At 74.0% G+C, this 12,561-nt stretch carries 9 protein-coding genes; 6 read left to right on the plus strand and 3 right to left on the minus strand.

The features are described from left to right. Window positions 1-12 precede the first annotated feature (12 nt). Entirely contained in the window at window positions 13-2,856 is a 2,844-nt protein-coding gene (locus tag ABT403_RS12645; RefSeq protein WP_344158672.1) for a helix-turn-helix domain-containing protein, read from the plus strand. Between the two features lie 55 nt (window positions 2,857-2,911). Here the strand turns inward: ABT403_RS12645 and ABT403_RS12650 are convergent, their stop codons facing one another. Beyond that, on the minus strand, window positions 2,912-3,244 hold the full coding sequence (locus ABT403_RS12650; protein ID WP_344158670.1) for a hypothetical protein: 333 nt from the start codon (window positions 3,242-3,244) through the stop codon (window positions 2,912-2,914). A 330-nt stretch (window positions 3,245-3,574) separates the two neighbouring features. On the opposite strand from ABT403_RS12650, the gene ABT403_RS12655 reads away from it, so the two are divergent. The 4 genes from ABT403_RS12655 to ABT403_RS12670 all read left to right on the plus strand — a co-directional run bounded on the left by ABT403_RS12655 (window position 3,575) and on the right by ABT403_RS12670 (window position 7,839). After that, window positions 3,575-3,949 carry a hypothetical protein gene (locus tag ABT403_RS12655; protein ID WP_344158669.1) on the plus strand — a complete coding sequence of 125 codons (375 nt, stop codon included), beginning with the start codon at window positions 3,575-3,577 and terminating at the stop codon, window positions 3,947-3,949. A 57-nt stretch (window positions 3,950-4,006) separates the two neighbouring features. Further along, window positions 4,007-4,690 carry a GNAT family N-acetyltransferase gene (locus ABT403_RS12660; RefSeq protein ID WP_344158668.1) on the plus strand — a complete coding sequence of 228 codons (684 nt, stop codon included), beginning with the start codon at window positions 4,007-4,009 and terminating at the stop codon, window positions 4,688-4,690. Between the two features lie 189 nt (window positions 4,691-4,879). Continuing rightward, window positions 4,880-5,548, plus strand: a complete 669-nt coding sequence (locus ABT403_RS12665; protein WP_344158667.1) for a hypothetical protein — start codon at window positions 4,880-4,882, stop codon at window positions 5,546-5,548. A 137-nt stretch (window positions 5,549-5,685) separates the two neighbouring features. Further along, window positions 5,686-7,839 carry a phospholipase D-like domain-containing protein gene (locus ABT403_RS12670; protein WP_344158665.1) on the plus strand — a complete coding sequence of 718 codons (2,154 nt, stop codon included), beginning with the start codon at window positions 5,686-5,688 and terminating at the stop codon, window positions 7,837-7,839. An 86-nt stretch (window positions 7,840-7,925) separates the two neighbouring features. Here ABT403_RS12670 and ABT403_RS12675 read toward each other — a convergent pair whose 3' ends face one another. Together ABT403_RS12675 and ABT403_RS12680 are read right to left on the minus strand one after the other, a co-directional pair. After that, window positions 7,926-8,348 (minus strand): peptidase inhibitor family I36 protein, encoded by a 423-nt coding sequence (locus tag ABT403_RS12675; RefSeq protein WP_344158663.1) that lies wholly within the window; start codon window positions 8,346-8,348, stop codon window positions 7,926-7,928. After that, a complete protein-coding gene (locus tag ABT403_RS12680) occupies window positions 8,341-9,363 on the minus strand; it encodes a hypothetical protein (RefSeq protein WP_344158661.1) in 1,023 nt (340 codons plus the stop codon). Before ABT403_RS12680 ends, ABT403_RS12675 begins: the two co-directional genes overlap by 8 nt. Before the next feature lie 167 nt (window positions 9,364-9,530). Between ABT403_RS12680 and ABT403_RS12685 the strand changes: the two genes are divergently transcribed. After that, window positions 9,531-12,422: an nSTAND1 domain-containing NTPase gene (locus ABT403_RS12685; RefSeq protein WP_344158659.1), complete on the plus strand. Its 2,892-nt coding sequence runs from the start codon at window positions 9,531-9,533 to the stop codon at window positions 12,420-12,422. The last annotated feature ends 139 nt before the right edge of the window (window positions 12,423-12,561 follow it).

A 12,561-nucleotide genomic window follows, 5' to 3' on the forward strand; every position in this document is an offset into this window, starting at 1 on the left:
AGGGCCGGTCACGTGAACGGTGGGGACGGGGAGCACGGCGCGGCGATCGTCGAGCTGCGGAGGCGACTGGACGACGGCCTGGCTCTGGCCGGATTGACGAAGACCCAGCTCGCGGCCCGGGCCGGGCTGGGGCGCACGACGGTGCAGGAGGCGTTCGGCGCGCAGGCGCCGGTGCCCTCGGCCGCCACCATCGCCGCGCTGGCGGACGCGCTGGGCCTCCCTGAGGCCCCGCTGCTGGCTCTGCGCCGGTCCGCGGCCGGGACCGGGGTGACGCGGGGGGACGCCGGACTCCTCGGCAAGCCGATCGGTGACTGGGACCCGCATCACCTGGAGGTCCACCCCTCCGGACCCGGCGTCGGCCGCACCCCGGTCCCGGTGCTCTCGGGCTACGTGGCCCGGGAGCACGACCGCGTACTCGCCGACGCGGTCCGGGCGGCCGGCTCGGGCCGACCCCAGATGGTGGTGCTCGTCGGCTCGTCCTCGACGGGCAAGACGCGAGCGTGCTGGGAGGCCGTACAGCCGTTGGCGGAACGGGCATGGCGGCTGTGGCACCCGTTCAACCCGACGAGGGCGGACGCCGCGCTCGAAGACCTCGCCCGCGTCGGGCCGCGCACGGTCGTGTGGCTGAACGAGGCGCAGCACTACCTGGGCGACGCCCGTCGGGGAGAGCGGATCGCGGCAGCCGTCCACGAGCTCCTCACCGCCGCGGACCGCGGACCCATCCTCGTACTGGGGACCCTGTGGCCCGAGTACGCGCGCCGGTACACGGCCTCGCCAGCTCCCGGGGCGCCGGATCCCCACAGCAGGGTCAGGGAGCTGCTGGCGGGCCGCCTCGTCACGGTGCCGGACGCCTTCGACGCGCGGGCGTTGCAGGAGGCGGCCGTACGCGCGAAGGCGGGCGACAGGCTGCTGTCCGAGGCGCTCGGCCGGACCCAGACCAGCGGCCGGGTGGCCCAGGACCTCGCGGGAGCCCCACTGCTGCTCCACCGCTACCTGACGGCGAGCCCCGGTGCCAGGGCGCTGGTCGAGGCGGCCATGGACGCGCGGCGCCTGGGCGTGGGGCTCCATCTGCCCCAGGACTTCCTGACCGCCGCTGCCGTCGACTACCTCGGCCAGGAGGACTACGACGACCTTCACAACTGCCCCGACTGGAAGCGGCCGGCCCTGGCCGAACTCGCGGAGCCGGTCCACGGCAAGCAGGCCCCGCTGCGGTCCACGGGGCCCCGGCCCGGCCGGCGCGCACCCGCAGCGGGGTCCGATCCCGCCGAAGCGGACGCGGGCGGCCCGATGTTGCGGCTCGCCGACTACCTGGAGCAGTACGGTCGCAGCGCCCGGCGCCGGCTCTGTCCCCCGGCATCGTTCTGGGACGCCGCCCACGCCCACCTCAGCGACGCCGACGACCTCGACGCCCTGGCCCGGCGCGCCCGCGTCCGCCACCGCCTCCAGTGGGCCCATCACCTGCGTCTTCGCGCGGACCTCGCCGCCGCCGGCGCCGCGCCCACGGCTCCTGGGCCGACGGCGCCTGTGGACGATCACCCGCATGAACCGCAGGCCGTCGTGGTGGAGCAGGCGCCGGCGGCCGGGGTCCGGGAGGTGTCCGGCGTGCAGGTGCCCATGGCCCTCCACGTGAGGGGGATCTGGCGGGCGGAGGCCGGGGACAGGGCGGAGGCGGAGCGGCTCTTCCGGCGGGCGGCGGAGGGCGGCCACCTGGAGGCGCTCGGAGACCTGGCCCTGCTGCGGGAGGAGGCGGGGGATCCACACGGCGCGGAGACGCTCGCGCGCGAGGCAGCAGCGGCCGGCCACACGGAGGCACTGCGGCGGCTGGTGGAGCTCCGTGAGTGCGGCGGGGACCATCCGACGGCACAGGCCCTGGCGTGCGCGCTGGCCGACGCCGGATCACCCGATCCCCTGTGCGAGCTGGCCGCCCGACGCCAGGAGGCGGGTGACACGGCGGCTGCGGGGCGTCTCTTCCGGCACGCCGCCGACGCGGGCCACGTCCGTGCGGTCCACCTGCTGGCCTTGCTGGTCGAGCGGGCCGGTGACCGGACGGAGGCCGAGGTGCTGGCGCGGCGGGCCGCCGACGGGGGCGCCGTCGAGGCGCTGTTCGACCTGGCCGTCCTGCGGGCCTCGACGGGAGACGCCGCGCGTACCGAGTCCCTGTTCCAGCAGGCCGCGGATGCCGGTCACGCCAAGGCGACGCGGGCCCTGGTCGTTCTGTGGGAGCGGGCCGGCCGCCGCGCGGAAGCGGAGGCCCTCGCACGGCGGACGGCCCGGGCCGGTCGTCCCGGGGCGCTGCGGGACTTGGCGGTGCTGCGAGCGAGGACAGGGGGCCTGGCCGACGCGGAACCCCTCTTCCTCGCCGCCGTCGACGCCGGCCACCCCGATGCCCTGCGGGAACTGGTCCGGTGGCGGGACGAGAACGGAGACGGCTCCGGTGCCGAAGACCTCGCCCGTCAGGCCGTCCACACCGACCTCAGCACGTTTCACCCCCTGCACGAACTGGCGCGCTGGCGGGACAGGAACGGCGTCCGGAGCGACAGCGAGCCGCTCTACCGCGAAGCCGCATGCCTCGGGGACGCGGACGCGCTGCTGGATCTCGCCGTGTCGAGGGAGCGTGCCGGGTGCCACGGCGATGCCGAGGACCTGTACCGCGAGGCGGCGGACGCGGGCAGTGTCGACGCCCTGCGCGTCCTGTGGCTCCGGCGCGAGGAACGGGGTGACCGGCGGGGGGCCGACGCCCTCTGCCGCGAAGCCGCGGATGCCGGCCAGGCGCCGCTCTTCGCTCTCGACTCACGGTGGCCGTCCGGGCTGGACCCCGACGGCACGCTGACCCCGCAGTGGAACCCGGGAGTCTGAGGCGGGGCCCCGGGACATCGCGCCCCGGGGCCTTCGCCCATGTGCCTGCGTCGGTTCAGCCGATGATCCGGACCGACTGCGGGCCGCCGATATGGGACCGCCCCTCCCCCGGGCCGATGGTGGTGACGCGGGTCGCGCAGGTGGTTCCGAGGTAGATGGTCATCCTCTTGTTCGTCTTGTTCTCGATCTCTTCCGCCCGGGCCTGGAGAGCGAGACAGACGTTGTCCGGCGGGTCGGTGATCCGGAACTCGTTTTGGTGGACGTCGAAATACTGAATCGTTCCCGTGGCTGCCTGAGCACTGGCGGCCAGACCGGTGGCGAGCACAGCCGCCGTACCGACGGTGAGGCCGATCTCGCCGAAGCGTGCGAGCACGTTGCGGATATTCATAAGGCATCCGTTCCCTGATGAAGGATGTTCGGGCGGCTCAACGCTCACATGCCGGCTCTGGTCCCGACAGCCCATTCACTCGTACGCGGCAAGGTGAATCGTTTGGCCATTCCCCCCAATGGGTCGCGCGAGCCGCAACGAAGGCGATGTCGATTCCGCGCCAGGGCCGGCTGCCGGTGCGGCCCCGTGCGTGGCTGCGGGCCCAACTCCCCGCAGCAAGAACTCAGTTGAACGAGTGACGCGAGCGAGTACCCTGATCATGAAACGTTCGGAGATCAACAAGTTCTCCGGATGCACGATGCCATCGAACGAACGGGGGGACATCCTCGTATGTCCAAGAACATCGCCGCACGCGCCGCCGCGGCCGCCGGCAGCCTCGCCCTGGCCGCCACCGGAGTGCTCGTCGGCGCCGGTACGGCCTCCGCCGGCTCCAACGGGCAGCAGATCGCCTACACGGACCACGCGACGCCCGGCTACCGGCACTCGATCGAGCTCTACGGCTACAACAACAACGGCGAGGAGAGCCTCGGCTGTTTCAACATCAACTCGGGCGGCACCACCTACATCTCCGGCTGGTGGTGGCGGGGAGACCTCACGGTGAAGGCGTACAACAGCTACAACTGCCAGAACGGCTACAGCTGGGGCACCCACGTCTCCGTCCCGTACTCCCAGAGCGGCGACTGGACCTACGTCACCGGCTACTAGAGCCGGCCCGGGCGGCTGCATGACCACCACCCGTGGCGGTCATGCTGTAATCGCCGGATGGCGAAGATCGAATCAGAGCTGATACGGCGCTGGCTGAACGGCTGGACCGTGGCCCGCTCCCTGCCCGAGGCCGAGCCCGTCGGGTCCGGCGGGGACGGGCTGCGGTCGGAGTGCGGCCAACCCGGCCGTGAAGTCGAGGTGTTCGCGCTTCGGGCGGACGAGGATCCCGAGTCCTTGGCACGGCTGGCGGCGGCCGTCGCCGCCGCGAGGCAGACCACCTGGCTGACGGTACCCACGCTGCGCCCAGGCGCCGTCGAAGCCGTCGTCAGCGCCGCCGGACTGGAGTTGCTGCGCCGGTCCGAATGGTTCATGACGACCGATCTGACCGAGCACCCGCAGCTCGCGCCCGCCGCGCCGTACGAGCGTGAGGTCCGCACGGAAGGACCGGTCACGGTCGTCTCCCTCCACGCCCTCGCCGGAGAGGTCGCGGCGCGGGGCGCCATCGCCGTGGTCGGCGCCGACGCGGTCGCCGACCGCATCGAGACGAACCCGGCGCACCGCCGTCGCGGCCTGGGCCGCGCCATGATGAGCGCTCTGGCGGAGGCCGCGGTGGCCCAGGGTGCCCGTACCGGCCTCCTCATCGCCAGTGAGGAAGGCCAGCGCCTCTACTCCTCCCTCGGCTGGCACCACGCAGCCGACGTCCTGATCGCCCGGGGGCCGGCGGTTCCCCTCAGCCGCTGAGGCAGTCACCCCGTGTCACGGTAGCTGAGGCGGGTCAGTGCGCCGGGGTGAAGGCATCACCACTGGTCAGGATGGCCTTTCGGGCAGTTGACCGGCGTGTCGCCGGGGGACGGGAGGCGGCTCCGATTGCGGCGCGTGACGGTGTGGAGGTGAGCGGTAAGGGACATCCCCCCGAACAGGAGCGAGCCGTTGCACCGCATCACGCGCTATTCCGTTCCCGCCGCCCTCTGCGTGACCCTGCTGACCGCGTCACCGGGTATCGCTGCCGCCGCCCGAGGACCTGAACAACCGCCCCTCAGCGTCACGGGACAAGCCGTCCCCGGCAGTGACGCGCTGCTCACACAGGTTCAGACGCTGGGCGCTGCCGGCGCCTTGCTGGAACCCGTCACCGATCTGCTCACGGCGGTGCTCAAGTCGCCGGACGGAAAGGTACCGGCGGCTGAACTGGCCGCGGTCAAGACGAGGATCGAGCCCGCGTTCGCCAACCTGAGGAAGTCCGTCCCCACCGCGCAGACCCCCGCGAAGCCGGCCGACCCGGTGGCGAAGCCTCCGGTCGCGGAACCCGCCAAGCCGGCAGAACCCGTGGCCCAGCCTCCCGTCGCACAGCCTCCGGCCGCGAAACCCCCGGTCGCCGTGCCCGTGAAGCCGCCCGCCGTGCTTACGGCGGCCGTCCCCAAGTCCGGCCGCGTCGACCAGGCTTCCGCCGCGATCGACAAGCTCAAGGGCTCCGTCGACGGCCTGCTGACCGTCGCCGAGAAGGGCACCCCCACGGCCGGCGCCAAGGCCACCACGGTCCTGACCGACCTCAGCACCGCCCTGACCGCCCTGCTCAACGCCCAGAAGGCCCCCACCGACTGAGCGCGCTCCCCCACCGAGCCGTCCCCGCCTCCTTCGGACGCCGGGGACGGCTCACGTGCGCCCGCAGCACCGCCACGGCCTGACTCTTTCCGCAGGTCATGCGAGACTGCGCCATGCGCATTTCAAGATCATTGGCGGTGGCCGCTGGGCTGGTGATGGGGCTGGCCCTCCTCAACACGCACGTGGCGGAAGCCGTTGACGACCCCGTGGCGGTCACGGCCACGTTCAACGACCCGGCCGGCACCGCGGCCCAGCAGGACGCGATACGGAACCAGCTGATCTCGCTGGTCAACCGGGCGCCCGCAGGTTCGGAGATCAACGGTTCCATCTATCTGATCACCGACGGCGGAGTGCGCGGCGCCCTGGTCGCGGCCAGACAGCGCGGGGTCAAGGTCAAGGTCATCGTGGACGGGGACGCCGTCCCGGACATCGACCCGAAGAGCGGCAAGGCCACCGGGTCCGAGTATTCCGCTCTCGCCGCGCCCGGCGGCCTCGGCACCGATCTGACCGCGGACTCCTGGGTGATGGCGTGCCCGGCGAACCGCGGCTGCATCGGCAATCGCGACCTCGGGGGCGGCGACGACGGCGCGATCAACCACAACAAGTTCTTCCTGTTCTCCAAGGTCGGGGCGACGGAGAACGTGGTCTTCCAGACCTCGGCGAACCTCACCACCAGCCAGCGCCGCAACCTCTACAACAACGCGGTCACCCTCCCCGACAACGGGTCCGGCCTCTACGCGGCCTACCGGTCCTACTGGCAGGACCTGCGGAGCTACGGGTCCTCCGGCACGGGCCTGGCCCACTATTACAAGACCCAGGACTCCGGCCCGTACAAGACGTACTTCTTCCCGCGCCAGGAGAAGGCGGGCACCACGTACGCCACCGACCCCAGTACGGACACCGTCGTCTCCCTGCTGGGCAACGTCGACTGCGCCGGCGGGACCAGCCGGATCCGGATCGGCATGTACGCCTTCACCCGTCCGCAGGTGGCCGACCGGCTGGTCCAGCTCCAGGCCGCGGGATGCCAGGTGGAGCTGCTGCACAACGGTGAGGACGGCAACCTCGGCACCGCCGTTCAGAACACGATCGCCGGCAGGCTCGGCTACATCGGCCGCTGCGCGGGCACCGCGACGGACGCCGGCGGAGCCTCGCGCCCGATCGGCATCCACTCGAAGTACCTGCTCATCGAGGGCGGTTACCTGGGAGTCCCGAACCGCAAGCTGGTCTTCACGGGAAGCCAGAACTACACCTTCCCCAACCTCCGCTCGCACGACGAAACACTGCTGAAGATCGACGATCCGGCGGTCTACGACGCGTTCAAGTCGAACTTCGAGAGCATCAAGGCCGGACCCCACTGCACCGGCTGGCTCCAGAACCCGGTCATCGCCCCCGGTGGGAAGACCGAGGCCCTCGTCCAGACCGACACCAGCCTCTACCAGGGCATCCGTCTCCCCGACGGCTCCTGGACCGGTTTCACCGACGTCCAGTCCAAGGCCGGAGACATCCACGGGGTCCGCACGGCCGCGGCTGCCGGCATCAACGACGACACCCACGTCGTCGCCCTCGGTGGCGACGGTCTCATCCACCACACCATCCGCAGGGGCGACGGTACCTGGGCGAACTTCGGTGACGTCGGCGCCGTCGCGGGCGTCCTCGGCAACGTCACGCAGGTCTCCGCCGTCTCCATCGGCACCGACCTCCACGTCGTAGCCGTCGCCGACGGCAAGGCCTTCCACACCATCCGCAACGCCGCCGGGCAGTGGGCCCCCTTCGGCGACGTCGCCGGTGCCGTCGGCCCGATCGGCACCGTGAGCACCGCTGCCACCGCCGGCGTCGGCGTCGGCGGCGAGCTCCAGCTCATCGCCGTCAGCGGCGGCAAGGCCTTCCACACCATCCGCAACACCGCCGGGCAGTGGAGCGAGTGGGGTGACGTCGCCGGTGCGGCCGGTGCCACCGGCCCCATCGGCTCCGTGAGCATGGCGGGCACCGGCGGCGACGCGCAGGTCGTCATCGCCACCGACAACGGCACCCGTCAGTTCCACACCGTCCGCAACGCGGACCGGACCTGGACCGCCTTCGCTGACCTGAAGGACCGCCTCGGAACGGTCACCGTCAGGTCGCTGGGCGCCGCCCACGTCGACGGCGAACTCCAGCTCACCGCCACGACCTCCGACGACAGGCTCCTCCACGTCATCCGGCACGCCGACCGCACCTGGTCACCGGCGACCGCGGTCACCCTCCAGGGCGTCACCGGAACCCTGGGGACCACCTCCCTCGCCGGCACGCTCTAGGCGTAGCGGCCAGCGCCGTCTCGAAGGAGGCCCGCCGCCCGGGAGGGGGCGGCGGGCCGAGGGGCGCGGAGGGGCGGACGGGGCGGTCAGAAGCCGCAGTTGGTCACCCACTTGTGGGAGGAGATCCGGTCGTTCCACTCCCACGGAATGTTGCCCGCCGAGCCGTTCGGGGCGCAGGTCGAGGCCCCGCCGTAGTTGATGTCCTCGTAGACGCGGACGTCGCCCAGCGCGCCCGAGTAGCCGTTGTTCCACCAGGACGAGGCCCGGTCGTTCATGTTGTAGTTGTTCCCGGCGCCGCAGGTGCGCCAGTCGGAGTCGTTGCCGCTCCAGCCGCAGGCCGGACCGCCCCGGTTGGTGTCCGCCCACACCCAGTAGTTGCCGTCGGCCGCCACGCCGGAGGCCTCGGCCGGAGCGGCGGCGGCGGTGGCGGTGGCGGTGCCCAGCGCGGGGCCGGCCAGCAGGGGCAGGGCGAGGGCGCAGGCCAGCATCGTCGCACGGAACTTATTCACGGGAACCTCCGGATGGTGTCGGTCGGTCGTACTGGGACACGACGCGCTCCGCGGTCGGGAGCGCGGCGTTCTGGAGCCGGTGGCCGAGGGTGATGTCGTCCTGGTGACGCGAGCGGACTTCCTCCCCGTAGGCACGGTCCAGAGTCTGGGAGACCCGGCCCAGCGCGGTGCTGGTCGCACAGGTCGCTTCGGTGACCGCGAGGGCGGTCTCGGCGGCGTCCGCCCGGTCCGGCGGGAGCTCCTCGGCGAGGGCGGCCGCCGCCTGCCGGGAGTCCGCCGGGGAGGCGTAGGGCCGGCCCGCCTCCTTCATGCAGGCCGCCCACCGGCCGACCGCCTCCGCGTACCGGGCGTCGCGGCGCACCCGGTCCTCCTGGACGGGCCGCAGGTTCATCGTGACGACCTTGACGCGGAACCAGGCGGCCAGATCCCCGTAGAGGGTCCGCTGCGCCCCGGCGATGCACCCGTCGGTGCTGGCCGTCAGGGTCATGCCGGTGGGCGCGGTGGCCGACAGGCCGGTCGGGGAGGCGCCCATCAGCGCGGTCCGGGCGGCCGCGCGCTCGCGGGCCGGAAGCCGGTGGAAGTAGAGCTGGTTGGGGTCGGCGGCCCGGGCCTCGGCGGCGGCCCGTTCCGCCCGCCCGCCGTAGCCGTGGGCGCGGGCCCAGTCCACGTCGTCCACTCCGTACGGGAACGAGCGCGCGGCCTCCTCCTGCCGGACGGGCTCGGTGACGGCGTACGTGAAACCCCGCGCCGCCATGCAGCGGCTGATCAGGATCTGCTCGGCCCGGGCCAGGACGCGGGACTGGCCGGCGGTCGGCTCCGCCGCGGAGGCGCGCCCGGCCGCCGGGGCCCGTTCCGTGGCCGGTACCCGTTCCGCCGCCGGTACCCGTTCCGCCGCCGGTACCCGGTCCGCCGCCGGGGCCCGCTCCCGCTCGGGTGCCCCTCCGGCCGCGCAGCCGGCCAGGGCCAGCACCGTCGTCAGAGCCACCGCCACCGGGGCCGTTCGTGCTCGCCTCATCCGTCCCGACCCCCTCCGAGGTGTGGGCGCCGCCCTGCGCGGCCCGCCGTCCGACACAGGTGTAGCCGCTCCGCGTTGTTCGCCGTCGGCGGCCTGGAACTGAACAAACAATTGCTGAACAATCCACCCCGGCAGGTCGAAAACGGGCTCGGGGGAAGGGGCGTGGCATGGCACGCAGGGAACGTCCGCTGGAAGGGGAGGACGGGCCTCTGCTGGAGTTCGCCACCGCCTTGCGCCGGCTGCGTCACGAGGCCGGCTCGCCCCCTTACCGCGACCTGGCCGAGCGCGCCCACTACTCCGTCGCCACCCTGTCCGGCGCCGCCGCCGGGCGCCGGCTGCCCAGCCTGGACGTGACCCTCGCCTATGTCCGCGCCTGCGGCGGGAACGCGGCCGCGTGGGAACGCCGCTGGCACGCGGTGGCCGTGGAACTCGCGGCGGACGGAGCCGGCCCGGGGCCCGCCGGGGCCGCCGCACCGGGGTCGCCGGCCGCACAGGGGGTCCCGTACGTCGGCCTCGCGCCCTTCCGGACCGAGGACGCGTCCCTCTTCTTCGGCCGCGAACGTCTCGTGGAGGACCTCTTCGACGCCCTGACCCGGCACCGGGTGGTCGCCCTCGTCGGCGCCTCCGGGGCCGGCAAGTCCTCCCTCCTGCACGCGGGCCTGCTGCCCCGGCTGCACGCCGACACCCCGGCCCGCGTCGTCACCGTCCTCACCCCGGGCCCGCACCCCCTGGACCGTGCCCGCCGGGCCTTCGCCGCGCGCCCCGAGCCCGGCACCGAGCCCGGCACCGACCTCGCCGCCGGCGCCGCCGCCGGCCCCGGTACGGCCGAACGGGTGGTTGTCGTGGACCAGTTCGAGGAGGTCTTCACCGTCTGCGCCGACCCCGACGAGCGCTCCCGGTTCGTCACCGAACTCATCGGCGCCGCCCGCCGTCCCGGTTCCGGCTGCCGGGTGGTCCTCGGCGTGCGCGCCGACTTCTACGCCCACTGCACCCGCCACCCCGAACTCGTCGACGTGCTCCGCGAAGCCCAGGTCGTCGTCGGCCCGATGAGCGCCGCCGAACTGCGCCGGGCCGTCGTGGAACCCGCCCGCCGGACCGGACTCACCGTCGAGGGGAGCCTCCAGGCCACCCTCGTCGCCCACGCGCACGGCCAGATCGGTGTCCTGCCCCTGCTCTCCCACTCCCTGCTGGAGACCTGGCGGCGCCGCCGGGGCGCGGCCCTCACCCTGGACGGGTTCCACGCCGCCGGCGGGTTCGAGGGAGCCCTCGCCCAGTCCGCCGAAGCCCTGTACGACTCCCTCTCCGCCTCCCAGCAGGGCCTGGCCCGGCAGGTCTTCGTCCACCTCATCGCCCTCGGCGAGGGCACCGAGGACACCAAGCGGCCCGTCGACCGGGCCGAACTGGGCGAGGACGCCGACACCCACACCGTCCTCGCCCGGGCCGCATCCCTGCGCCTGCTCACCCTCGGCGACGGTGCCGTGGAACTCACCCACGAGGCCCTCATCCGGGCCTGGCCCCGGCTGCGCGGCTGGCTCACCGACGACCGCGAACGGCTGCGCCGCCACCGCCAGCTCGGCGACGCCACCCGCGCCTGGGAGGCCGTGGGCCGTGACCCGGGGGCCCTGCTGCGCGGTGCCCCGCTCGCCCTGGCCCGCGAGCTCACCGCCGGCGGGGGCCCGGTCCTGACCGCCGCCGAAGCGGAGTTCCTGGCCGCGGGCACCGCCGCCGAGGCCGCCGCCGGGGACCGGGCCCGGCGCCGCACCCGCCGGCTGCGGCTGCTGGTCGGCGCGCTCGCCTGCCTCGTCGTGGTGGCCGCCGTCGCCACGGGCAGCGCCGTACGGGCCGAGGACGAGGTCACCCGCCAGCGCAACGACGCGGTCGCCCGGAACCTCGCCGAGACCTCCGCCGGCGTGGCCGCGGCCGAACCGGGCCTCGCGGTACAGCTGGGCCTGACGGCCTACCGGCTCTCGCCGACGCCCCGGACCCGCGACGGCCTGCTGTCCGCGCTGATGACCTCGCTGCCCGCGCACGCCAAGGAGGTCGTCGCCGTCGCCTACCGCCCGGACGGCCGCCAGCTCGCCACCGCGAGCGGGGACCGCACCGCCCGGCTGTGGCGGACCCGGGACGTCGGCCGGCCCGACCCCGTGGCCACCCTCGGCGGCGAGGGTGCCCCCCTGCGCGCCCTCGCCTACCGCCCTGACGGGCACACCCTGGCCACGGCCGCGTCCGACGGCGCGGTCCGGCTCTGGGACGTCACCGACCCCGCCCACCCCGGCGTCGCGGCCGTGCTGCCCGCGCGGGAGACCGACGTACGCGCCCTCGCCTTCAGCCCCGACGGCCGCACCCTGGCCACCGCCGGTGCGGGCGGCGGCGTCCGCCTGTGGGACGTCACCGACCCCGCCGGTCCCGCCGAGACGGCGGCGGTCCCCGGACACCGGGACGCCGTCCGCGCCGTGGCCTTCAGCCCGGACGGCCGGACCCTCGCCACCGGCGGCGAGGACACCACCGTCCGGCTGACCGACGTCGGCGACCGCACCCGGCCCCGGCCGCTGGCGGTCGTCGGCGGGCACGACACCGCCGTGTTCTCCGTGGCGTTCGCCCCCGACGGCCGCACCCTCGCCACCGCCTCCGGCGGCCGGACCCCGATCCGCCTGTGGGACCTGGCCGAACCGCGCGGACCCGTTCCGCTCGCCACCCTGACCGGGCACACCGACGTCGTGGGCGCGGTGGCCTTCGGCCCGGACGGGCGCATCCTCGCCAGCGCGAGCGACGACCGGACGGTCCGGCTGTGGGGCGTGGCCCGCGGTTCCCGCCCCGCCCCGCTCGCCACCCTGACCGGCCACGTCACCGCCGTCGGCTCCGTCGCCTTCTCCCCCGACGGGACCGTTCTGGCCTCGGGCGGCTACGACAGCACGCTCCGGCTGGCCGCGACCGACCTCGACGGAGCCCTCGCCGGGGCCTGCGCGCACACCGGCCCGCGGATCACGCGCGCGCAGTGGGCCTCGTACCTGCCCTATCTGGACTACTCACCGCCGTGCAGCGGCCTCGAAGGCCCCTGAACCCCTACGGTTCGTCACGCCTCCGCGCCGTCGGGAGCCGCCCTCCGCTTCTCCTGGACGGAGACCGCTGGGACCGAGGCCGCCGAAACGGTCACGATCCCGCCGGTCGAGGACGCGTTGGACGCCCACGCGGCGGACT

Origin of the sequence: Streptomyces sp. NPDC000075 (genome assembly GCF_040301925.1) — a bacterium.
Taxonomy (GTDB): domain Bacteria; phylum Actinomycetota; class Actinomycetes; order Streptomycetales; family Streptomycetaceae; genus Streptomyces; species Streptomyces polychromogenes.